Genomic DNA, 24,001 nt, shown 5'->3' with positions numbered 1-24,001 from the left:
CGAGCGCGTCAGTTGCCACCGGCGAACTGGCGTTCCCAGTCGTCGATCCAGCCATCGAGCGACCCTTGCAGTTCCGCATACGTGAAGGTGACCGGTTCGGGCGGCTCGTGGGCGAGGTCGGCGTAGTCGTCGGGAAGCTCCGCCGTCTCGGTCGCGGGGAACTGGACGTTCCGCCGGGCGATCCCGCCCTGGATCTCCGGACGGAGGACGAACGACATGAACTCCCGGGCGAGCTCGGGGTCGGCCGCGTCGGCGAAGGTGGCCATCCCCTCCGGGTTCGCGTAGCCCTGGTCGTTGAGAAACCGGATCTGATGCTTCTGGAGGTCGGCACCGCTCTCGGCGGCGAAGACCTGGTCCGTGGAGTAGGAGACGACCATCGGCGCCTCGCCGGCGGACCACGCGTCGTAGGCGTCGCTCCACGTGCCGAGCACGCGGACGTCGTTGGCCTGCAGGTCCGCCCAGTAGTCGAGATAGTCGTACTCGCCGTCCGCGCCGAACTCGTGGATCGTGTGCAACAGAAAGGCCCGCCCGGTGTCGCTACCGGGAGCCTGAGCGATCAGGTCCCCGCGGTGCTCCTCCGCGAGCAGCCCCTCGAAGGTCTCCGGAGCCTCGGTCGCGGTGCCGTCGTACACGAGGCTGATGTAGCCCGTGTCGTAGGGGATCGCCCGGTCGTTCGGGTCGAAGTCGAGCCCGGGCTTGACGTCGTCGCGTCCCTCGACGTCACCCGCCTGGGCGAACAGCGTCCCCTCGGCGTTCTCGTCGATGTGGACCATATCGTCCGGGTTGAGACCGAGGTACAGATCCGCCTCGACGTCGACGCCCGCGTTGTGGCGCTCGATGTAGTAGTTGAGCCCGTTCGGCGGCGTCTGCCAGACGAGCTCCGCGCCCGTCTCCGCCTCGAAGGCGTCCTTGAGCCAGGCGCCGGGACTCGTCGAGGGGGCGTCGATGAACGCGCCGTAGGTCCCGACGACGAGGGTCCGATCGCCGTCGGCGTCGCCGCTTCCGGAGGACGTCGCGGTCCCGTCGGGACTCCCATCGCCGGTCCCGTCCCCGTTTCCGCTTCCGGTCTCCTCGGCCGGTCCCTCGAAGGAGGCGCATCCCGCGACCCCCACGGCGGCGGCGGTTCCGGCTGCCGACAAAAACGATCGACGGCTCGCGCGGTCTCTGTCCATTACCCGGTTGTTTTCCCGAGTGGTACTTAAGCGGAGCGTTCGGCGGATCCCGACGCGGACCCCGAATCGGCGTGACCGGTACGAATATGTCGATGACGACCCAATACGGGACCGATGGTGGGGACACGCTCAGGGGTAATGGCGGGCTCAGGGACGGGACGCGAATCGAAACCGGGGACCACGACGACCAGACGCCGGCTGCTCGCCGCGGCGGGCGCCGCCACCACGGTCGGGCTCGCGGGCTGTCTCGGCGGCCGGGATGGCGCCGTGCCGGCGCCGGCGGTGACCGACGACCGGATCGAGGAGGACTGGCGGCTCGTCGACGAGACGAGCGGGACGATCCTCGAAACCGAGGTCGGCCCGATCACGGTTCGAGCGCTCGAACACACGACGATCCACGAACACGTGGGGATGGCGGAGGCGATCGCGGAGACGTTCGAGGCGGAGGGGTCGCCGGTGGTGTTCTTCGCGACCCGTGTCGACCTCCGGCCGGGCGTCGATCGGCTCCCGCTCGGTATCGGTCGGGACCGCGTGATGAGCCAGGTCCGGACCGCGGCCGACGACGCGTTCCGCAGCCAGCTGCGTGACGCGGGGCTGGAGGACGTCGAGCGGACGGGCGAGTCCACGATCGAGGTCGAGACCGGCCACGAGGCCACGCAGTACACCTATCGGGGGTCGTTCCCCCTCTCGACCGAAATCGAGGCGCCCGGCGGAACGACCCAGCCGGTGTCCGGCTCCGTCGAGATGGAGGGCCGCGTCGCGGTCTGGCACGACGGGACCGACGTCCTGCTCGCGGGCGGCGCGTACCCGGTCGAGCGGGTCACGGCCGCGATGAACGAGGCGCTTCCCGAACGCGCGCCGGACGCCGACACGCTCATCGAGAACGAGACGCTTGCGGCCGACCCGACCGCCTTCGAGGAGGACGTCGGGGCGCTCATCGTCGCGGTCGAGTGAGGCCGGCGCCGGCTCACGATCGGCGAGGCACGAGCCGGTATCAGGGACGCGACTGGACGCCAGCGTCGACGGTCGTGGCGACGGCTCCACCGCCGCATCTTATAAACCCTCGTGACGCAGGGACACACGATGGTCAAGCGACGGTACGTGCTCGGCGCGCTGCTCGTGATCGCGGCGGTCGTCGCCGCGGTGTTGCTCTGGGAGGTCGCCGGGACCGTCTTCTTCGCGATCACCGTCGCGTACGTGCTCTCGCCGGTCCGGCGGTCGCTCCGGCGGCGCGGCGCGTCGCGGCGTGTCGCGTCCGTCGCGGCGACGGTCGTCGGGTTCCTCGGAACGCTCGCCATCCTGGCGCCGCTCGGGATCGTGCTGTTCCTCCGGCTGGACGCCGTGATCGACTACCTCAACGAGGCGCCGGAGACGATCCCCATCGCGGTCGGGAGCTGGTCGACCACGATCGTGACCGCGGACCTGATCGACGCGGCGATCGCACGGCTGCTCGCGGCGGCGACGGCGATCGCGACCGCGATGCCCGTGTTGCTCATCAAGTTCGCGCTGTTCGTCTTCGTCGTCTACTCGGTGCTCTACTACGAGCAGCGGACCCGGAAGACGATCCTCGCGGTCGTTCCGCCCGACTACCGCGACCTCGCGGAGGCGCTCCGTCGGCGGGCACAACGAACGCTCTACGGGATCTACGTCGTGCAGGCGGCCACGGGGATCGGAACGTTCCTGATCGCGATCCCGGTGTTTTTCGTCTTCGGATATCCTTCGCCGGTGATGCTCGCCGCGGTGGCGGGGATCCTCCAGTTCGTGCCGGTCGTGGGGCCGATACTGCTCATCGCGGCGCTGGCGGCGACCCACGTCGTGGCAGGGGAGCCGCTGCTCGCGGTCGCGATCCTGGTTATCGGCGGCGGCGTGATCGGCTGGATCCCGGATCTCGCGATCCGAACCAGGCTGGCGGCCGAAACCGCCGAGCTCGCCGCGAGCCTCTACTTCATCGGCTTCGTCGGCGGCGTCCTGACGGCGGGACCGATCGGCGTGATCGCCGGTCCCCTCGCGGTCGCGACCGTCTCCGAGATCGCGGCCCAGCTCTCCGAGGAGTTCAACCGGCTGCCGGTGAGCGAACGGCGGTAAGCACCGCAGCGAACGGCGGCGACCGCGTTGACCCGCGATGTCGGTCGCGGACAGCGAACCGACGGGGCGAACAGCGAACCGACGGGTATTCCCGCGCGCGCGAGCAACGAGGGGCTGAATGAGCAAGGACTACATCGAGGTCCGGGGCGCCGAGGAGCACAACCTCAAGGACCTCGACGTCCGGATCCCGCGCGAGCAGTTCACGGTCGTGACGGGGCTGTCGGGGTCGGGGAAGTCGTCGCTGGCCTTCGAGACGATCTACGCCGAGGGACAGCGCCGCTACATCGAGTCGCTGTCGGCGTACGCGCGCAACTTCCTCGGCCAGATGGACAAACCGCAGGTCGAGAGCGTCGAGGGGCTCTCGCCGGCCATCTCGATCGACCAGAAGAACGCCGCCAACAACCCGCGGTCGACGGTCGGGACCGTCACCGAGCTGCACGATTACCTCCGGCTGCTGTACGCCCGGATCGGGACCCCGCACTGCCCGGAGTGCGGCCGCGAGGTGGGCGAACAGTCGGCCCAGCGGATGGTCCGGCGGATCCTCTCGCTGCCGGAGGGCACTCGTGCGAAGATCGCCGCGCCGGTGGTGCGCGACCAGAAGGGCGCCTTCGAGGACCTGTTCGCGGACCTCTCCTCGCGGGGCTACGCCCGCGTCGAGGTCGACGGCGAGCGGTACGACCTCTCGTTCGACGAGCCCGAGCTCGACGAGAACTACGACCACACGATCGACGTGATCGTCGACCGGATCGAGGTCTCCGAGGACGAGCGGTCCCGGATCACCGACTCCGTCGAGACGGCCCTCGAGGAGGCCGACGGCGTCCTCAAGCTGATCGTCCCCGACCCGCCCGCGGATGCGGCCGCGAAGCTCGGCGGGTCGACCGCGCGGTCGACCGGGGACCTGGCGGGGGCGGCGGGATCCCGAGCAGCTGACGCCGACGAGGAGTCCGACGCGGAGGCCGGTGACCCGGCGGACGCAGCCCCGGCTGCCGACGCCGACCGCCTGGTCGTGGAGTTCTCCGAGGATCTGGCGTGCACTCACTGCAACAACGACTTCTCGGAGATCGAGACCCGGTCGTTCTCCTTCAACTCCCCGCACGGCGCCTGTCCGGAGTGTGAGGGGATCGGCTCGACCAAGGAGGTCGACGAGGACCTCGTGGTGCAGGACCCCTCGAAGCCGATCAAGGACGTCTTCGAGGCGTGGTCGTACGGGCGGTCGTACTACCGCACCCGTATCGACTCCGTGGCGGCGCATTTCGGCGTCTCCGTCGAGACGCCCTTCGAGGACCTCGATCCGGAGGTCCGCGAGCAGTTCCTCTACGGCACCGACGAGCAGGTCGTCTTCGAGCGGCAGACGAAGAACGGGACCCGCCGCAAGGAGAAGCGGTTCGAGGGCGTGATCCCGAACCTCCAGCGCCGCCACGTCGAGACGGAGTCGCAGTCGACCCGCGAGCACATCGAGGAGTACATGGCCGTCACCACCTGTCCGGCCTGCGAGGGGACCCGCCTGAAGCCGCAGTCGCGGTCGGTGCTCGTCGACGGGACGCCGATCACCGCGGTCAACCAGCTATCGATCGGCGAGGCCCGCGAACACTTCGAGGGGATGGAGGGGACGCTCTCCGAGCGCGACCGGACGATCGCCGAGGAGATCTTAAAGGAGATCCGCGCCCGGCTCGGGTTCATGGAGGAAGTCGGCCTCGAGTACCTCACGCTGGACCGGGAGGCGTCGACCCTCTCGGGCGGCGAGAGCCAGCGGATCCGGCTCGCGACGCAGGTCGGGTCCGGGCTCGTCGGCGTGCTCTACGTGCTCGACGAGCCCTCGATCGGGCTCCACCAGCGCGACAACGACCGGCTGTTGAACACGCTGGAGGGACTTCGCGACCTCGGAAACACCCTGATCGTCGTCGAACACGACGAGGAGACGATGCGGCGGGCGGACTCGATCATCGACATGGGTCCCGGCCCCGGCAAGCGCGGCGGCGAGATCGTCGCACAGGGGGACTTCGAGACCATCTGCGAGGCGGAGGAGTCGGTCACCGGCGACTACCTGTCGGGCCGGAAGTCGGTCCCCGTCCCGGCGGAGCGCCGCGAGCGCGACGGCGAACTCCTCGTTCGCGGCGCGCGCCAGCACAACCTCGCCGACCTCGACGTGGCCATCCCGCTCGGCGTCTTCACGGCGATCACGGGCGTCTCCGGATCCGGAAAGTCGACGCTGATGCACGACGTTCTTTATAAAGGGTTGGCCCGTGAGATGAACGACAACACCTCGGTCGACCCCGGCGACCACGACGCCATCGAGGGGATCGACGCGGTCGAGACCGTCCGACTCATCGACCAGTCGCCGATCGGCCGGACCCCGCGGTCGAACCCGGCGACGTACACGAACGTCTTCGACGGGATCCGCGAGCTGTTCGCGGAGACGAAGCTGGCGAAGCGGCGCGGCTACGAGAAGGGCCGCTTCTCCTTCAACGTCAAGGGCGGCCGGTGTGAGGAGTGCGGCGGCCAGGGAACCGTCACGATCGAGATGAACTTCCTCTCGGACGTCCACGTCCCCTGCGAGGAGTGTGGCGGCGACCGCTACAACGACGAGACCCTCGAGGTGACGTATAAGGGGAAGACGATCGCCGACGTCCTCGGGATGACCGTCGAGGAGGCCCACGAGTTCTTCGAGAGCCACGAGGGGATCCGCCGCCGGCTGAAGCTCCTGCTCGACGTCGGGCTCGGATACATGCGGCTGGGACAGCCCTCGACCACGCTCTCGGGCGGGGAGGCCCAGCGGGTCAAGCTCGCCGAGGAGCTCGGCAAACGGGACACCGGCGACACGCTCTACCTCCTCGACGAGCCCACGACGGGCCTGCACAAGGAGGACGAGCGCAAGCTGATCGACGTCCTCCACCGGCTCGTCGACAACGGGAACAGCGTCGTCGTCATCGAACACGAGCTCGACCTCGTGAAGAACGCCGACCACGTGATCGACCTGGGCCCGGAGGGCGGCGACGGCGGCGGCGAGCTGGTCGCCGCGGGCACCCCCGAGGAGGTGGCTCGCGAGGAGGAGTCACACACCGGTCGCTATCTCCGGGACATGCTTCCGGCGATCGACGCCGAGGGGCCGCGAAGCGACCGGCGGAAGCCGGCGGCAGCCGCCAGCGACGACTGAGAGGACCGCGTTAGTCGCCCAATATCACGGTCTCGATCTCCTCGAGACCGTCGAAGTCGGGATCGCCGGAGTAGAGCACGTCACACTCGTCGTGGAGTGACGCCGTGGCGAGATGGATCGCATCGGCGTACGAGAGTTCACGCTCGGACGGCTCGTAGTATTTAAACCGGAGTTCGGCGGCGTATGTCGCGACCTCGTCGACGACCGGGATGCTCTCGATGTGCTCGTAGTCACGGAGCGCGTCAACCGCTTGTTCCGCAGTCGCCGCGTCCTCGACGACACGAACGCGGGAGGACACCTCCGCGAGGATCGTCGGGGTGATGACCCCGCCGACGGTCGCGGAGTCGGCCCGTTCGATGACGGATTCCGCCTCGGCGGCGTGGTCGCCGCTGAAGAGGAACTCGAGCCACACCCACGAGTCGAGAAATATCACGCCTCGTCCTCGTCGAAGTGGGATCCCCACTCGTCCTTCGAGGCGCGGCGTAGCTTCGTCAGATCGACGTCGTGTTTCGAGAGCGCCTCCTTCACGGCCCGAAGCCGATCCATCGCAGGGGTCTTCGGACGAACGCGAATCGTCCCGTCCTCCTCGAGGACGAATTCGACTTCGGTTCCCGCATCGATGTCGAGCGCGTCGCGAATCCGTTTCGGGATCGTCACCTGTCCCTTGCTCGTGACGGTCGCGTCCTCTGAAACGGCCATATCTTACGATATATCTGTCCTTACTTATGGATATTTGCCTTACACGGCCGACAGAACCGTTTTGTCACCCCACGCGTGCGATCAGCTATATGAGTACCGACGCTGATCCGGACGTGATCGATCGGCTCGCCGAGCGAGCCCCGCTGCTCGACCGGTGTGCGGATCGATTCGCGGAGCGACGACCCTTTTCCGGCCGACTCATCGGCGTGTCAGCCCCGCTGACGCCGCACACCGGGCGGTTCCTCGAGGTGCTCGCGACCGGCGGCGCGACGGTGCTGGTCGCCGGGGAGGCGGGATCGACCCACGCCGACGTCGTGGCCGCGCTCCGCCGGCGTGCGGAAATCACGCCGGTCACCGCGGTGGAGGACGAGGTGGAAACACCGAGCGAGGAGTCGACAGCGGATGAGGCGGACGCACCGAGCGAGGAGGCGGCGCTCGAGACGGCCCGCCACGAGGTGATCGCCGCGGAGCCGGACCTGATCGCCGACGACGGCGCGAACCTCCTCGTGCCGCTGTGTCGTGACTTCCCGGACGTCGCCGCGGACGTGTCCGGGGCCTGCGAGCAGACGACGGGCGGGATCACCCGCCTGCGGCGGCTGGCCGAGCGCGAGCCGATCCCGTTCCCCGTCTACGACGTCAACGGGGCGCCGATGAAGCAGCGGTTCGACAACGTCCACGGGACCGCCGAGAGCTCGATCGCGGCGATCACGTCCCTGACGAACGCGATGATCGCCGGCTCGACGGCGGCGGTGATCGGATACGGACACTGCGGGCGCGGGATCGCCCGCAAGCTGCGGTCGCTCGGCGCGCGGACGACGGTGACCGAGATCGATCCGCGAAAGGCGCTGGAGGCGATAGCCGACGGCCACGACGTGCAACCGGCGGCCGAGGCGGTGGCGGACGCCGCGTTCGTGATCGCCGCGACCGGCCGGGCGAACGTGATCGGTCGCGAGCAGCTGACGGCGATGGCCGACGGCGCGGTCCTCGCCTCGATCGGCTCCGAGACCGAGATCGACCGCGACGTGCTGTCGGAACTGGCGGCGGACCGAACCCGGATCGAGCCCGGCGTCGAGCGGATCGCGTTCGCCGACGGGCGGACGATCCGGCTGCTCACGGGGGGTCGCGTGGTGAACCTCTCGGCGCCGGGCAGCGCCGGCAACCCGGTCGACGTAATGGATGCGACCTTCGCGCTGATGGCGCGGGGACTCGAGGCGATCGTCGACGGCGAGCCGACCGGAACCGGACTCGAACCCATCCCCGAGGCGCTCGATCGGGCGGTCGCCCGCGAGAAGCTGGCGACGATGGACGTGACGATCGATGGCGATGGAACGGACGACCGAATCGAACCCTGACCGCCGGCGGCGAAGCCGGACCGTCACTCCGAGGTATCGAGGTCGAACCGATCCGTCGCCTCGAGGATCCGTGCCGGCGGCGCGAGGTTGCGGCGGCCGCCCAGGGTGATCACGAAGAGGACGCCGACGCCGACCCAGTAGGCCGCCAACAGCGGGACGGTCACGAGAAGCATCGTCACGATGTCGGCCGGCGTGAGCACGGCCGCGAACGTCATCGCGGCGATGGTGGCCTCGCGCCAGCGGTTCCGGAAGGCGTCGTAGGGAACGCCCGCGGAGTTCAACAACACCATCAGGATCGGCACGTCCGCGAGCACGCCGATCCCGAGGGTCGTGAAGATGATGAGCCAGAAGAAGTCGTTGATCCGGTAGGTGATGACCATCCGGGCGCCGAGCGCGTCGGCGACGAGGTACGAGATGAGCCCGGGCGCGATGACGAGGTAGCCGAGCGCGAAGCCGCCGACGAGCCCGCCGGCGAGCGCGCCGGTCCAGACGAATATTCGTCGCTCGTGGCCGCGGACGAACCCGCGGTCCCGCAGGGCCGGCCACGCGTAGTAGACGACGAGCGGCAGGACCGCGAGCAGGCCGATCAGCACCGAGAACTTCACCATGAAGACGAGCGCCTCGACCGGGTGAAGCGTGATCACCGAGAGATCGCTCGCGTCGAACCGTGCGGGAAGCCGGTCGAGGAAGTCCGCTCGAACCCCGCCGAGCCCGCCGAGGTAGAGCCAGGTGAACACGGCGCCCATCACGGCGACGAACCAGCCGACGAGGCGGAACGACCGCGACCGGAGCGAGCCGACGATGAACTTCAGGTCGGTGTAGTACCCGCCGATGTCCTCCTCGTCGGTGTCCTCGGCGAAGTCGTCGAGGAAGGTCGTGCTGGCGCGGGAGGCGCGGTCGGTGAGTCCGCCGAACATCCCGTCGTCATCCTGGTCCGCGGGCTCGGCGCTCGCGTCGGCGCCGGTTTCGGCCGCAACCGTTCCCTCCTCCGCCGTCGAACCAGCCGTCGAACCGCCCACCTCCGAAGCAGCCGATTCAGACTCAGCCGCCTCCGAAGCAGCCGATTCAGACTCAGCCGCCTCCGAGTCGGTGGGCTCCTCGTCGGCGTCAGCGTCGGCGGTCGCCTCGTCGAACCGGTCGAGGATCGCCCGCGCCGTCTCGGGGTCGTCGTCCTCCATCGCGTCGTTCGCGAGCGCGAGCGCCTCCTCCTCGGAGAGGGCGGCGAACGCCGCCTCGGGGGCGGCCCGGATCCCGCCGGCGTCGAGCTCGCCGAGATCGATCGCGGTGGGGTCGCCGTGTCGGCCGTCCCCGCCCGTGCCGGTCGATCCCGGCGTGCCGGTCGCGTCGGCATCGAGGTCGCGGTAGACGGCGGCCAGGACGGCGAGGACGACGAACACGACGGCCACACAGGCGGCGTAGACGGCGATCGCGGTGGTGGGATCGACTCCGAGCCCCGCACCCGGCGGGTCGACCCGCCGGGAGCTACCGGCCCAGGCCAACAGCGCGTTCGTCGCCTCGCGGCCGCCGTAGGTGTAGTAGGCGTAGACGAGCCCGCCGCCGAGGACGCCAGCGCCGCCGACGAGGTTCCAGTGGCGGCGGGTCGAGGCGAACGGGTCGATCCGGTCGGAGGAGCGTTTGGCCGTGACGACGACCTTCGCGAGATAGAGGCTGAATCCGTACAGCGTCGTGAGCGGGATCGCCCACATGATCTGGGTGAACGGGTCCGGCGGCGAGAACATCGCGCCGAAGAAGAAGATCCCGACGACCGCGTGGCGCCACTTGTCGCGGAACGTCTCGTAGGGAACGATCTCGGCGTAGGAGAGCCCGGTTATCACCAGCGGCATCTGTCCCGCGAGGCCGAAGGAGATGGAGAGGAAGACGATGAACTCCGTCCACATCACGATGGAGTAGCTCGGGTTGAACCCCGCCTCGAGCCCGAAGGCGGCGAGGAACGAGAACATCACCGGGAAGAAGACGAAGACGCCGTAGGAGACGCCGGCGACGAAAAGCGCCGCCGCGAGCAGCCCGATCGACGCGAGCTTCCACCGCGGGATCGGGGACTGGGGCCACATCCCGCGGCGGCGGAGCCCGTCGCGGGCGTAGTAGATCAGCGCCGGGAGCGCGAACACCGCGCCGACGACCAGGCCGATCTTCGCCTGCAACAGGATGACCTCGAAGGGCGTCTGGGCGATGATCTCGAGCTCGGCCTCGACGTCGACCGGCATGTTCGCGACCGTGATCCCCTTGAGCCAGTCCCAGATGTAGATCCGAAGGGCGTAGAACGTCGCGAGGAACCCGATGAGAAAGACGACGAACACCTTCTGGAGGTCCTTCTGGATCGACCGAAGGACCACCTTCGCGGACTCCCACCCGCCGGTGAGCGTCTCCTGGGTGTCCTCGTCGAGGGCACTCGCCATACGGTGGCGAAAGCGCGTCCCGGTTATCAACCTTTTCGAAGCAAGCCGAGCCGGGAGCGACCGAGCACGTGGTCGTCGGACGACGCGGCCATCCAAAAAGGCCTATAATAGCCCGGGGGCGAACAACCAACGAATGGGTGAGGATCCGCCCCGCGAGGAGTCGTCGAACGACGACCGGTCGGCGAACGGGGACGGCCCGCAGCCGGACGGGGACGACCCGTCGGGGAACGAGGCCGCCCCCGCCCCGGATAGCGACGGATCCGAGCCGACGGACGAGAACGGCGCCGGAGAGCACGGTTCCGGCGGGACCGACGGCGACGACGGTCGTGTCGGCGACGACGCGGGAGCCATCGACGACCACGCAGGAGACAGCGACGACGCGGGAGACGTCGGCGGCGCTGACGGGTCCGACACCGACGAAGAGGATGATACCGGTGGGAAGGACGACACCGGCGAGGAGCCCGACATCGACGGGGAAGACGATGCCGACAACGAGGACGATGCCGACAACGAGGACGGGACCGGCGACGGTGCGGGAGATGATGAGGACGCCAGCGACGAGAGCGACGACGATGACGTGACGACGGCTGACGAGACGGAGACGAGCACCACGGACACGGCGGGCGACGGAGACGATGACTCTGACGTCGACGAGATCGACGCTGACGACGGCGGTGACGAGGACGCCGACGTGGACGAGGAGGATGGAGATACCGGGACCGAGGGCGAGACCGACGACGAGGATACGGAGTCCGCGGGCGAGACCGACGACGAGGATACGGAGTCCGCGGGCGAGACCGACGACGAACCCGAATCCGACGCCGCGAACGAGTCGGCCACGGGCATCGAAGCCCCCGAAACGGACGAGGAGATGCCGCTGGCCGACCACATCGAGGAGATGATGCGGCGGCTGGGGATCGTCTTCCTCGTGGGCGGGCTGGCGCTGATCCTCGCATTTCCGTCCGCCAGCGAGCTGATAAACTACTTCTGGTCGTATCACATTCCGGAGCCGAACGTGAACCGGCCGCGGCTCTACGGACCGCTCGAGCTCGTCCTGACACGGATCAAGGTCGCGGGGCTGGCGGGCGTTTTCTTCGGCCTGCCGGTGTTCGTCTACCAGACCTACCGATTCATGCGCCCGGGGCTGTACCGCAAGGAACGACGGTACTACCTGGCGGCCGTCCCGACGAGCCTGATCCTCGGCGGGATCGGGATCCTCTTCGCGCACTTCCTCGTGCTGCCGGCGATCTTCAGCTACTTCACGACCTACACCTCCGACGCCGCGACGATCGCCTTCGGGCTCAAGGAGACGTTCAACCTCATCGTGGTGATGATGTCGTTCATGGCGATCGTCTTCCAGATCCCGCTGTTCATCATGCTCGCGATCATGATGAACCTCGTCACCCGGCAGTGGCTCGAGGACAAGCGGCTGATCTTTTGGGGCACCTTCCTGGGGATCGCGTTCCTGTTCAGTCCCGACCCGACCGGGATGGCACCGATCATCGTCACGCTCACGATGATCGCCCTGTACGAGGGAACCCTCGCGCTCCTGCGGTGGACCGGGAACTGACCGCGGTGGGAGTGGGGCCGGAACCGGAATCGCGGCGGAACCGGAATCGCGGCGCGACCGATGAGAGGGGAGGGTTCTTCAGTGATGGCGACCAAGGCGCGTCGTAATGGCTCAGGCCGGCAACCAGGATCTCACCGAGCGGTTCATCCAGTTCTACCGGAACTACTACCGCGAGGCCGTCGGCGAGTTGGCACAGCGGTACCCCAACGAGCAGCGGTCCCTCTACATCGATTACGACGACCTCTACCAGTTCGACCGCGACCTCGCGGAGGACTTCCGCAGCCAGCCCGAACAGCTCCGCGAGTACGCCGAGGAGGCGCTGCGGCTGTACGACCTTCCCGCCGACGTCAGCCTCGGCCGCGCGCACGTTCGGATCGAGAACCTTCCCGACAGCATCGACATCCGGGGCATCCGCGTCCACGACGACCACATCGGGACGCTCGTCTCCGTGCGAGGGATCGTCCGGAAGGCCACCGACGTCCGCCCGAAGATCACCGACGCCGCCTTCGAGTGTCAGCGCTGCGGCACGATGACCTACATCCCCCAAAGCGACGGCGGCTTCCAGGAGCCCCACGAGTGCCAGGGCTGTGAGCGGCAGGGCCCGTTCCGGGTCAACTTCGACCAGTCGGAGTTCGTCGACTCCCAGAAGCTCCGGATCCAGGAGTCGCCCGAGGGGCTCCGCGGCGGCGAGACGCCCCAGGCGATCGACGTCAACGTCGTCGACGACATCACCGGCAAGGTGACCCCGGGTGACCACGTCACCGCGGTCGGCGTCCTCCACATCGAGCAGGTCGAACAGGGCAACGAGAAGTCCGCGATCTTCGATCTGTACATGGACGGCGTCTCCATCACGGTCGAGGACGAGCAGTTCGAGGACATGGACATCACGAGCGAGGACGTCGAGGAGATCATCGAGCTCTCGAACGACCCCGACGTCTACGACCGGATGACCGACTCCATCGCCCCCGCGATCTACGGCTACGAGGAGGAGAAGCTCTCGATGGTTCTCCAGCTGTTCTCCGGCGTCACCAAACACCTCCCCGACGGCTCTCGGATCCGCGGCGATCTGCATATGCTTCTCATCGGGGACCCGGGTACGGGAAAGAGCCAAATGATCAGTTATGTAGAGAATATCGCTCCAAGATCAGTGTATACATCCGGGAAAGGATCATCCGCTGCAGGGTTAACCGCTGCGGCTGTTCGCGACGACTTCGGCGAGGGCCAGCAGTGGTCGCTCGAGGCGGGTGCGCTCGTCCTCGCCGATCAGGGGATCGCGGCGATCGACGAGCTCGACAAGATGCGGTGTGTCACGGGTGACGCGCTGATCCACCTCGGCGATGGACGAACCACCAGAGTCCGGGAGTTCGCTCGGGAAGTCGCCGATGACGGGGCGATCGAGGAGTTGCCGAACGGACGAACGATCCGCGACGTGGACGCGACCGCGTGGACGATGACGGACGACGGAGATCTGGTCAGGCGACCGATCACGGCCGTTCACGAGTACGAGGCGCCCGACGAGCGGACCCGCGTCACGCTCGAAAGCGGCGAATCGGTGACCGCGACTCACGACCATCCGTTCTTCGTCTTCGAGGATGGCGAGCGGATCGAACGATCGGCAGCGGAACTCGCGGAGGGCGATTGGGTCTACGTGCCACGTGAGCTTCCGACCGCCGTCTCCGACGGCGGCACGGCCGTGTGTTCAACGTCCGCCGATCCGCCGGCGAATGCCGATGGAATGAGCCCGGCGTTCGCGGCCGTTCTCGGCTATCTCTCCGGCGACGGAAACGTGTTCTACGATCGAAGCCAGGGTCGGTACGGCATCCGGTTCACGAACACCGACGCGGAACTCCTCGATGACTTCGAGGCGGCGTGTCGCGAGGTCTTCGACGCGGAGCCGGTGCGACATCCGAGCGACCGCCGCGAACGCGGGCCGGATCGTGACCCACAGGAGACGGTCTACGTGCACGGGAAATCGGCCGCTGACGCGGTTCTCGATGCTGGGATGTGTCTGGAGACGTACGACGGGAAGTCGTTCCCGGAGGACGTCTCGGCCGGGGACCGTGCCGCGAAGGCCGCATTCGTTCGGGCGATGGCCGACAGCGAGGGACACGTCGACACGAACGCCGGCAACGTTCGGATCGCGTCGGCCAGTTACGAACTGCTCGTCGGCGTGAAAAGCCTCCTCCTGGAGTTCGGCGTGTCGGCACAGATCCAGACCAAACCGAAGGAAGACGGACGGGTAACCGTATATTACCTCACGATAACGGACGCCGACTCGCTCGAGTCGTTTGGTCGGCATATCGGGTTTACGGCGACGAGAAAGGACGATGCACTGACGACGGTCCGCCGAGCTGCGTCCGGCGATCGAACCATCCTCGACGTCATCCCGAACTGTGGTGACCAGCTCCGGCGGCTTCGCGAGTCGCTTCGGTTGTACCAATCCGAGTGTGGGATCAACGGAACGACCTACTGCAACTTCGAGAACGGCGACGCGAACGTCTCGATCCATCGAGCACGCCGGATCCTCGACCGGTTCGAACGGCGACGACGAACGGCCGAACGTGATCTCGACGGTCTGGAGTCGGACGCATCCTGGAGCGCGCTCACGGGCATAAAGGATCGATACCACGTGTCACAACGGGAGCTCGCCGAGGGGATCAAGTACCCACAGCAGCGAGTGTCGACGAACTGGGGCGACGATGAACCCCTCCGACTCGATATCGCGACACGATTGGCGACGATAGTCGAGGAAGTGGCCGAAACCGACCTCGACGAGCTGCGATCCCTCGTCAACGGGGACGTCAAATGGCGGCGAGTCACGGACGTCACGACCGTCACCGAGCACGGCGATGACGACCGGATCGAGGTGCTCCAGCAGGAGCTTGCGGGTCTGATCGGCGAGGAGGTATCGACGGCCGAAGATCGCGCGCGTGAACTGTGTCAACGGCCATTCGACGCGGGAACCTGGGCCGAACTCCGAAGCGAACTGGAAGCGTTCGGCGTTTCGATGGCGTCGATCGCGAGGGATATCGGCGTCGCCTCGTCGACGGTTTCACGCTGGTTCTCGGGTGCCGTTACGACCGATCGGTTCGACGAAGTCCGGGAAAGTGCCGCCGACCGGATCGAAACGCGTCGACGCGAGATCCGGTCGGTACTGACCGAGATCGAGGAGCGTCGTCGACCGAAGGTGTACGACCTGACCGTCGAGGGGACACATAACTTCCTCGCCAACGGGATGGTGGTTCACAACTCGGAGGATCGCTCGGCCATGCACGAGGGGCTCGAACAGCAGAAGATATCGATCTCGAAGGCGGGGATCAACGCGACGCTGAAGGCACGGTGTTCGCTGCTCGGGGCGGCCAACCCGAAATACGGCCGGTTCGACCAGTACGAGCCGATCGGCGAGCAGATCGACTTGGAGCCCGCACTCATCTCGCGGTTCGACCTCATCTTCACGGTCACCGACCAGCCCGATCCCGAACACGACAGCCGGCTAGCCCGACACATCCTGAAGACGAACTACGCCGGCGAGTTGAACACCCAGCGCGAGGAACTGACGACCTCGGAGTTCACGCAGGCGGAGGTCGACGACGTCACCGAGGAGGTGGCGCCGGCGATCGACGCCGACCTCCTCCGGAAGTACATCGCCTACGCCAAGCGGAACTGTTACCCGACGATGACCGAGGACGCGAAGGCGGTCATCGAGGAGTTCTACGTCGATCTCCGCTCGAAGGGGGCCGACGAGGACGCCCCGGTGCCGGTGACGGCGCGGAAGCTGGAGGCGCTCGTCCGGCTCGCGGAGGCGAGCGCGCGCGTGCGGCTCTCGGATACGGTGGACCGAAAGGACGCCGACAGGGCGACCGACATCGTCGAGTCGTGTCTGAAGGACATCGGCGTCGACCCCGAGACCGGACAGTTCGACGCGGACGTCGTCGAGACGGGGACCTCCAAGAGCCAGCGCGACCGGATCAAGAACCTGAAGACGCTGATCGCGGACATCGAGGAGGACTACGAGGAGGGAGCGCCCGTCGAGGAGGTGATCGACCGCGCCGACGAGGTCGGGATGGACCCCTCGAAGGCGGAGGACGAGATCGAGAAGCTGCGACGGAAGGGGGAGGTCTACGAGCCGACGCAGAACCACCTCCGAACGACGTAGATGGACCGCATATCAGCGATCAGGAACGTCGAGGACGCGCTGCGGCGGTTCGAGGACGGCGAGGCGAGCCTCGCGGAGACCGAACGACGAACCGTCGCCGTTCTGCGGACGTACGCCACCGAGTTCGAGGGGACCGACGCCGTCTACCGAGCACGGGGACCGGGGCCGGTCGACGGGACCGTCGTCGTCGCTCCGTCGACCGCGGCGGCGCGGGAACGGGTGCGGGAACTCGCCGAACGCGACGAAGCGGACCCGAGCGAGGCGTCCGACGAAAACGGGGATGCAGCGGTTCTCGAAACGGATGACGGCGAGGCCGACGCGAGGTCGCCATCGTTCGAGATCGAGCGACTCTGATCCGCCCGACGGCGATGGCGACGTCCGATCCCGCAAATATTACTATATCAATACTCTTAATTTAATATAATATATAGTGATTTTATGCTGTTGGTGATGGTGTATTCGCAGGGGGCGCGGACGGCGCTTCGAAACGTTTGTCGTTCCCACGAGGAGGTCGTCGTCCGGCGATTCGGGCGGGCCGCAGTGTTCGAGGAGACCGCGTACGGGGCGTTCCTGGCGTTGCGGCTGCGGGCAGCGCACGAGGGCGACGTGCAGGTCGAGCGAACGTCGCCGTTCAACGAGTTCGAGGCGGTCGAGGCGGACGTTCGTGAGGCGGCATCCGCATACGCGACGCGGGAGTCGCCCGCGACGCCGTACGCGAAGTTCGCGGCCGGGACTCGCCACCCGGATCCGGAGACGCTTCGGGATCGATCCCTATGAACGGTCGCGTCCGCTCGCCGCGATCGGTCCGCGTCCGGATCGGTGACGTCGTTCGATCCGGGACGGTGATCGACCTCCGCGACGTGGTGAGAGCGACCGACGACACGACCGCTCCGCTGGCGGACCGGTTACTGGACCGTATCCGTCCCCCGGCGACGGTCGACGACTGCTCGGTGACCGACGATGCGGCGGTCGACGCGGGTCGGCGGTCGTCAGCCGGGACGACGCCGGTCACGGTTCGGTGCGTCCGGCCGACGACGCCGACGGCCCTCGACCGCGTTCCGTCGGGCCGCTCGCTCCACGAGCTGCTGGCGATCGCGGCCCGTGAGCGCGGACATACCGCGTCGGTCGACGCCCGGCTCGCCCGGCGGCGCCGACGACTCCACGGGATCGATCCGCCCACGGTCGACGTCGCCGAGGCGAGACGTCGCGTCGCGGAGACCGGCGCGGAGATCGACCGGCTGCGCGAGCGGGCGGCGACGATCCGCGGCGAACTGACCGCTCGTCGCGAGCTCGGCGAGGACCGGGGTGACGTTCGCGAGGAGCTCGAGGGGACGTTGGCGGAACTCTCGGAGGCCGAGACCAGCCGCATCGCTGCGACGCAGGACCTCGATCGTGCACGGCGGGAGGCACGGCGAGCGAGGGATCGGCGTGAACGACGATTGGAACTGGCGGACGAGGTGGCGAACCTGGAGCGGAGCGCACGCCGTGAACTCGTCGAGGCGGTTCATCCGACCTTCCGGTCGGCACTCGAGCGGCTGCCGGTCACGGTACAGCCGGGGTCGTGGCCGACGGAGGTGCGTGGATCGTCCGTGGTCGCCGAGCTCGTCGCGATCGCGATCGCCGGCCGGCGGGCGCCGGTCGTACTGGTCGAGGGGATGGATGGCTCGACCGAGAAGGCGGACGGGTCGGTTGCGGGAACGGATGGAAACGGGTCGGGCGCCAGCGACGAGGGAGGTCTCGATCCGGAGACGCTCACGGCGACGGCCGGCAGAAGACGCGGCTTCCCGATCGTCCGAACGTGACGGTCGGCGTCACGGGGTCGAGGCGTCGTTTCCGGGCCACGACGGCGTCACGGGGTCGAGGCGTCGTTTCCGGGCCACGACGGCGTCACGGGGTCGATCGGAACGCACCGTCCGTACCTTTAGATGGGAACGCGCGGCAGCCGGCGTATGGACCTCACCTGGAACGTCGAACGGCGCGGCGGGCTGGCCGTCGTGACGTGTCTGCTGTGTAACGACGCGCCCGTTGACAGACGCGTACGACTCCGGAACGAGCTCGAGGGCCCGGTGTTGCCGCCGCGCCGCCGAGGTGTGCCCGAGCCCGGGTGGGACCGGGACGGGTACACCTGCCGGGTGGACGGAAACTCGACGGTCGGGGTCGGCTACGTCTGTGCGTCGCTCACGGCCGCCGACCGCCGTCCGATGACGATCGAGTCGGTCGAGGAAGTCGGTGACGGCGACGACGACACGGCTGCCGGGAGAACCGAACCGGACGATGCCGGCGTCGAAAACGCGGTTTCGAACGCGATCCGAACCCTCGGCGATCACCGTCCGCCGCGGGAAAGCGTGCCGATCAACGGCAACGGCGGCGACGGTGGCGAAAGGGGATCGCCGACGAACGGACCCGAAACGGCGAACGCAGGCCAGCCAGTAACCGAACGACGAGAAAGGGGGGCGACAGCACCGGGGCCGAGCGACGCCGACGCGAGCCGGGAAACGTCGACCGAGGACGAGGCGGATGCCGTGGCACCGATCGACGGGAAGCGATCGAACGACCAGCGGCAACCGATCGACGGGAAGCGATCGAACGACCAGCGGCAACCGATCGACGAGGAAGCGATGGCACGCATCGAAAGCCGGATCGACGCGATGGACGAGGATCTCGACCGGCTCCGCCGGCTCACGGAGGCCGACCTCGAGACCGCGGCGACGGTCGTGGCCGAGGCCGGCGACCTCGCGTCATTGGAATCCGACGTCGACCGGATCGCGGCGGACGTTGACGATCTCGGACGGCTCCGTGACCGGATCGACGAGGTGATCGAACGTCACGACCGTCTCGAGGTTCCGATCGAGTCCCTCCGGAGGATCGCGTGATCGTTGCGGTGGTCGGCGGGAAGGGCGGCGTCGGCAAGACGACGGTCGCGTACAACCTCGCGGCGGCCTGCGACGGGGTCGTCGTGGATGCCGACCTGGGGATGGCCGACCTGCCGAACGGGGACGGTGCCGATCTCCACGACGTGCTCGCGGGCGATGCCGACCCGCGTGCGTGTCTCCGTTCGGGACCCGTCACCGTCCTGCCGTGCGGTCGAACGCTCGCGGGGTCGCGGGCGAGCGATCTGACCCGTCTGGCCGCCGCGCTCCGAGCGGTCGAGCGTGACCACGGGGTCGTCGTGGTCGACTGTCCGGCGGGGCGTCGAGCCGACGTCGGCGTCCCGTTGGCGGCCGCCGACCGGTGTCTGCTCGTCGCCTCGCCGCGCTCGTTCGCCATCCCCGATGCCATCCGAACGCGCGAGCTCGCGCGGGAGCTTCGGACGGGTCTTGCGGCGATCGCGCTCAACCGAACGACCGGGTCGCCGACCGGATCGCTGCGGACCGACCGCGTGGCCGACGTGTTGGGTGCGCCGGCGGATCCGATCCCGGAGACTCCCGCGATGAGCCGGTCGGTCATCGAGGAGCGACCGGTCACGACCGGCCGCCCCGACGGCGAGGCGGCACGGGCGATGACCTCGATCGCGAAGCGGGTGACGGCCGGACCGACGACGAGCTTCCGGCGGCTGAAGCTGGGGGCCACGAACACGCCTCACGGCGGAGCGAGGTCCCCGTAACGGCCTCCGGAGATCCCGACGCCTGCGTGCGATGGCAGCCCTTCACAAGGGTTAAGGCGGCGTCGGTCCGTCTATGCACAACGATGCTAGAGGTTTCCGACGTCCGAAAGGAGTTCGGCGGACTCGTCGCCGTCGACGACGTCTCGTTCGAGATCGGCGACGACGAGATCGTCGGCCTGATCGGACCGAACGGGGCCGGAAAGACGACCCTGTTCAACACGATAACCCGCGTGTTGACCCCGGAGGAGGGGAGCTCGATCCGGTTCAACGGGCAGGACCTCCTCGAGGTCAAGACCCACGAGGTCGCACAGCTGGGGCTGGTCCGGACCTTCCAGATCGTCCGCGTGTTCAACGAGATGACCGTCCTCGAGAACGCGATCGCGGGCGCCACGTTCGGAACGACCGAATCGATCGACCGGGAAACCGCGGAGGCCAGGGCGATGGAGTCGCTGGAGTTCCTCGGGCTGGCCGAGGAGGCCGACCGGGAGGCGGGCGCGCTCCCGCTCGCCCAGAAGAAGCAACTCGAGATGGCGCGCGTGCTCGCCGCGGACCCGAACCTGATCATGCTCGACGAGATCGCCAGCGGACTCACGCCGAATGAGGTCACGGAGCTGTCCGAAAGCATCGAACGGATCCGGGACGAGCGGGGGATCTCGGTGTTTTGGATCGAACACATTATGGACGCCATCATGGGAACCGTCGATCGGATACTCGTCCTTCAAAGCGGCGAGCTGATCGCGGACGGACCGCCGGCGGAGATCCGCGACGACGAGGCGGTCGTCGAGGCGTACCTCGGGAGCGCTGTCTGAAATGATCGAGCTATCCAACGTCGACGTCTCCTACGACCGGATGCAGGTCATCTGGGACGTCTCCCTGGAGCTGTCCGAGGAGGACACGGTCGTCTCGCTGGTGGGCCCGAACGGGGCCGGGAAGTCCACGCTGATGAAGACGATGAGCGGCCTACACCCGGTCGATTCCGGGTCGGTCACGCTGTGGGGCGACGACGTCGCCGACCTCGATCCCGGCGAGATCGTCACCCACGGGTTCGTGCTCGTCTCCGAGGAGCGCAACCTCTTCGGCGAGATGTCGGTCCGGGAGAACCTCGAGGTGGGCGCCTACAGACGTCGGGAGAACATCGACGCGAAGATCGAGGAGATGTACGACCGGTTCCCGATCCTCGAGGAGCGGTCCGACCAGCGTGCCGGGTCGCTGAGCGGCGGCGAACAGCAGATGCTCGCGATCGCTCGCGGACTGATGGCGGAGCCGAAGATCCTCGCGCTCGACGAGCCGAGCGAGGGGCTCGCGCCGCAGATAACGAACCGCGTCTTCGACATCATCGAGGAGATCAGCGACGAGACGACGATCCTCCTCGTCGAACAACACGTCGACAAGGCGCTCGATCTCGCCGACCGCGCGTACCTTCTCGAGAACGGTCAGATCGTTCACGAGGACACCGGCCAGGGGATGCTCGAGAGCGAGCACGTCAAGGACGCCTACCTCTAGCCGGCGACGAACGCGCACCGCTATGTCACCGACGAACGCGCACCGCTACCCGGCGGCGAACGCCGGACCGTGACTCACTCGCGTTTTTTAGCCATCCGAACGCGGCGCTCCGAGTGCGACGGCTTCCGGACGTCCAACCCACCGAGAACGGGGACTCCCGAGCCCAACGGCCGAAACGCACCGGATCGCCCGGGGGGTCCGAGACGCCCAGAGTCACGGAAGACGCCCAAAGGCGGCCCGGATCCTGACGGTCAGGAGCGACCGTCGGTCGCGCCGGATGACGATGCGGTCCGATCGCGGAGACGATCCACGCCGTCGGAAAGGACCGGCATCAGTCCCTGCCGGAAGTAGAGGAACAGGACGATCAGGAGCGCGCCGAAGACCGCCGTCTCCCACTGCCCCACCGGCGAGAGGAACTCCTCGATGGTGAACACGACCGCGGCGCCCACGACCGGGCCGAACGTCGTGCGGATGCCGCCGATGATCAACATGATCAGCACCATCACGTCGACGGCCGCGAATCCGTAATCGCCCGGCAGGACGGTGCCCTGGAACTCGGCCATCATGATCCCGCCCAGCCCGATGATCGCCGCCGCGAGGAACCCGGCGACGGTCTTGTAACGGACCACGTCGATCCCGATCGAGGCGGCGGCGAGGTCGTCCTCACGGATCGCCTCGAAGGCGAGTCCGTATTTGCCCCCGATCAGCCTGACGTAGACGAGCTGTGCGAGGACGACGAGGACGATGAGCAGATACGAGAGGACCGCGAACCGGTTGATCCCGAGGATCGAACCGATCGAATCGAGACCGAGCCCGACGAACGAGTAGCCGGTGCTCCCGCCGGTGATGCCGCGAAGGCCGACGTACGCCTCGGTCAACGCGAGCTGCAGGTTCAGCGTGAGGATCGAGATGAGTATCACGCCGAGCCGTCGCTTCGCTGACACCCAGCTGACGAGGGCGCCGAGCGCGCCGGACGCGGCCATCCCGACCGGGATCAGCAGCCACGGGGTGATCCCGAGGACGTCCTGCGCCAGCACGGCCATCACGTAGGCCGCGCCGCCGGCGAGCGCGCCCATGAACAGGAACAGTTGGTCGGTGTGGCCGAACGCGATGTTCAGACCGATCGCCAACAGCGCGAAGATGAGGAACTGGTTGTACAGCCGGAGGTACGTGGTGCTCTCGAGGACGAACAGCGGGGCGACGGCCAACACGACCGCCATCACTCCCGTCCAGGCGCGATCCGTCCGCGGAAGCGGTAGCGACGTCATTCTTCCACCACCGGTCGGACCAGAAGGATGATGACTGCGGTCATAAACAGGATGATGCTTGCGAGGTACGCGCCGATGAAGAAGTTCGCGTACGTCGCGACGATCCCGAGCAGGATCCCCGCGACGGCGGTGCCCTCGATGCTTCGAATGCCGCCGACGATCGAGACGATGAGCGCGAAGATCGTGAACTGGAAGCCGTCGGTGACGCCCAGGGTCGCCGTCGTTCCGTAGACGATGCCCGCGATGCCCGCCACGATCGCCGCGAGGACGAACACGATCGCCCGGATCCGCCGCGGGTCGACGCCGATCAGCAACGCGCCGACCTCGTCCTGGAAGACGGTTCGGGCCGCCTTTCCGAGGAACGTGCCCCGAAGGAACGCGAACAGCGACGCGAGCACGACCGCCGAGACGGCGATGACGAGGATCGACGACCCCGGTATCGTGATGTCGATGACGTTGATCCGCGGCAGGCCGAGCGAAAGCGAGTACCGCGACGGGAAGAAGTTGGTGAGGATCCCCTCAAGCAGTATCGACAGGCCGAGCGTGACGAAGATCCCCAACAGGATCCGTTCCTCGCCGTCGGAGCGGTACACGAGCGAGAGCAGCGTTCGGTCGACGGTGACGCCGAGGATTCCGACCACGACGATGCCGAGGAGGAACGCCGGAACCGAACCGAGACCGACCGCAGTCGACAGATAGTGTGCCATCAGCGTGCCGAAGATCGCGAACATCCCGATCGCGAGGTTGAGCACCTCGCCCAACCCGAACACGAGCGTGATCCCGACCCCGAGCAGCGCCAGGAACATCCCGTACGCGATCCCGTCGATCCCGACCGCGATCAAAGTGCTAGTTGCTACCATATACTCCTACGCCTATTGCGATGTGGTGTCATCGTATACCTTACGGATCTCGTCGTTCGATCGGTGCAGTCTGGAGCCGTTCGGTGCGGTCGAAGCCGCGTACCTCCCCTTACGCGCCGTTCGGCGAACGTTCGGTCCCGGGCAGGGTCGTTCAGTTCCGG

19 protein-coding genes are annotated in these 24,001 nt (G+C 67.6%); 13 read left to right on the top strand and 6 right to left on the bottom strand.

From position 1 onward, the window contains the following. Positions 1-8: 8 nt before the first annotated feature. Positions 9-1,172 carry a thiamine ABC transporter substrate-binding protein gene (locus BLV25_RS03995; protein WP_092731003.1) on the bottom strand — a complete coding sequence of 388 codons (1,164 nt, stop codon included), beginning with the start codon at positions 1,170-1,172 and terminating at the stop codon, positions 9-11. A gap of 138 nt (positions 1,173-1,310) precedes the next feature. On the opposite strand from BLV25_RS03995, the gene BLV25_RS03990 reads away from it, so the two are divergent. The 3 genes from BLV25_RS03990 to uvrA all read left to right on the top strand — a co-directional run bounded on the left by BLV25_RS03990 (position 1,311) and on the right by uvrA (position 6,411). Then, complete coding sequence (locus BLV25_RS03990; RefSeq protein WP_092731001.1) at positions 1,311-2,126, top strand: hypothetical protein; 816 nt, start codon at positions 1,311-1,313, stop codon at positions 2,124-2,126. 129 nt (positions 2,127-2,255) lie between these two features. Continuing rightward, complete coding sequence (locus tag BLV25_RS03985) at positions 2,256-3,257, top strand: AI-2E family transporter (protein WP_092730999.1); 1,002 nt, start codon at positions 2,256-2,258, stop codon at positions 3,255-3,257. A gap of 118 nt (positions 3,258-3,375) precedes the next feature. After that, entirely contained in the window at positions 3,376-6,411 is a 3,036-nt protein-coding gene (uvrA, locus tag BLV25_RS03980) for an excinuclease ABC subunit UvrA (protein ID WP_092730997.1), read from the top strand. Positions 6,412-6,421: 10 nt separating this feature from the next. Here the strand turns inward: uvrA and BLV25_RS03975 are convergent, their stop codons facing one another. Continuing rightward, positions 6,422-6,844: a type II toxin-antitoxin system VapC family toxin gene (locus BLV25_RS03975; protein ID WP_039399925.1), complete on the bottom strand. Its 423-nt coding sequence runs from the start codon at positions 6,842-6,844 to the stop codon at positions 6,422-6,424. Then, entirely contained in the window at positions 6,841-7,110 is a 270-nt protein-coding gene (locus tag BLV25_RS03970) for an AbrB/MazE/SpoVT family DNA-binding domain-containing protein (RefSeq protein WP_092730995.1), read from the bottom strand. Before BLV25_RS03970 ends, BLV25_RS03975 begins: the two co-directional genes overlap by 4 nt. Before the next feature lie 89 nt (positions 7,111-7,199). On the opposite strand from BLV25_RS03970, the gene BLV25_RS03965 reads away from it, so the two are divergent. Next, positions 7,200-8,462 carry an adenosylhomocysteinase gene (locus tag BLV25_RS03965; protein ID WP_176819434.1) on the top strand — a complete coding sequence of 421 codons (1,263 nt, stop codon included), beginning with the start codon at positions 7,200-7,202 and terminating at the stop codon, positions 8,460-8,462. A 23-nt stretch (positions 8,463-8,485) separates the two neighbouring features. Here BLV25_RS03965 and tatC read toward each other — a convergent pair whose 3' ends face one another. Beyond that, positions 8,486-10,879 carry a twin-arginine translocase subunit TatC gene (tatC, locus tag BLV25_RS03960; protein ID WP_092730991.1) on the bottom strand — a complete coding sequence of 798 codons (2,394 nt, stop codon included), beginning with the start codon at positions 10,877-10,879 and terminating at the stop codon, positions 8,486-8,488. Positions 10,880-11,012: 133 nt separating this feature from the next. On the opposite strand from tatC, the gene BLV25_RS03955 reads away from it, so the two are divergent. The 9 genes from BLV25_RS03955 to BLV25_RS03915 all read left to right on the top strand — a co-directional run bounded on the left by BLV25_RS03955 (position 11,013) and on the right by BLV25_RS03915 (position 21,712). After that, positions 11,013-12,449 carry a twin-arginine translocase subunit TatC gene (locus BLV25_RS03955; protein ID WP_394327111.1) on the top strand — a complete coding sequence of 479 codons (1,437 nt, stop codon included), beginning with the start codon at positions 11,013-11,015 and terminating at the stop codon, positions 12,447-12,449. A 106-nt stretch (positions 12,450-12,555) separates the two neighbouring features. Continuing rightward, positions 12,556-16,605, top strand: coding sequence for an LAGLIDADG family homing endonuclease (locus BLV25_RS03950; RefSeq protein WP_092730989.1), 4,050 nt, complete (start codon positions 12,556-12,558; stop codon positions 16,603-16,605). Then, positions 16,606-16,959 carry a DUF7854 family protein gene (locus tag BLV25_RS03945; RefSeq protein ID WP_092730987.1) on the top strand — a complete coding sequence of 118 codons (354 nt, stop codon included), beginning with the start codon at positions 16,606-16,608 and terminating at the stop codon, positions 16,957-16,959. 84 nt (positions 16,960-17,043) lie between these two features. Then, complete coding sequence (locus tag BLV25_RS03940) at positions 17,044-17,382, top strand: DUF7855 family protein (RefSeq protein ID WP_021075085.1); 339 nt, start codon at positions 17,044-17,046, stop codon at positions 17,380-17,382. Next, complete coding sequence (locus BLV25_RS03935; protein WP_092730985.1) at positions 17,379-18,407, top strand: DUF7856 family protein; 1,029 nt, start codon at positions 17,379-17,381, stop codon at positions 18,405-18,407. The genes BLV25_RS03940 and BLV25_RS03935 overlap by 4 nt, the downstream gene beginning before the upstream one ends. A 147-nt stretch (positions 18,408-18,554) precedes the next feature. Further along, positions 18,555-19,478 carry a DUF7857 domain-containing protein gene (locus BLV25_RS03930; protein WP_092730983.1) on the top strand — a complete coding sequence of 308 codons (924 nt, stop codon included), beginning with the start codon at positions 18,555-18,557 and terminating at the stop codon, positions 19,476-19,478. Then, complete coding sequence (locus BLV25_RS03925; protein WP_081758032.1) at positions 19,475-20,209, top strand: MinD/ParA family ATP-binding protein; 735 nt, start codon at positions 19,475-19,477, stop codon at positions 20,207-20,209. The genes BLV25_RS03930 and BLV25_RS03925 overlap by 4 nt, the downstream gene beginning before the upstream one ends. 83 nt (positions 20,210-20,292) lie before the next feature. After that, positions 20,293-21,018 (top strand): ABC transporter ATP-binding protein, encoded by a 726-nt coding sequence (locus tag BLV25_RS03920; protein WP_021075090.1) that lies wholly within the window; start codon positions 20,293-20,295, stop codon positions 21,016-21,018. Position 21,019: 1 nt separating this feature from the next. Further along, complete coding sequence (locus BLV25_RS03915) at positions 21,020-21,712, top strand: ABC transporter ATP-binding protein (RefSeq protein WP_021075091.1); 693 nt, start codon at positions 21,020-21,022, stop codon at positions 21,710-21,712. 251 nt (positions 21,713-21,963) lie between these two features. On the opposite strand, the gene BLV25_RS03910 is transcribed toward BLV25_RS03915, so the two are convergent. Beyond that, on the bottom strand, positions 21,964-22,980 hold the full coding sequence (locus BLV25_RS03910; protein WP_049817636.1) for a branched-chain amino acid ABC transporter permease: 1,017 nt from the start codon (positions 22,978-22,980) through the stop codon (positions 21,964-21,966). Beyond that, a complete protein-coding gene (locus tag BLV25_RS03905) occupies positions 22,977-23,840 on the bottom strand; it encodes a branched-chain amino acid ABC transporter permease (RefSeq protein ID WP_039399919.1) in 864 nt (287 codons plus the stop codon). Before BLV25_RS03905 ends, BLV25_RS03910 begins: the two co-directional genes overlap by 4 nt. Between the last annotated feature and the right edge of the window lie 161 nt (positions 23,841-24,001).

This window comes from Halopenitus persicus, from assembly GCF_900107205.1.
Classification (GTDB): domain Archaea; phylum Halobacteriota; class Halobacteria; order Halobacteriales; family Haloferacaceae; genus Halopenitus; species Halopenitus persicus.
Note: the sequence above shows the minus strand (reverse complement) of the source record. Positions and strands in the feature narration are given on the sequence as shown.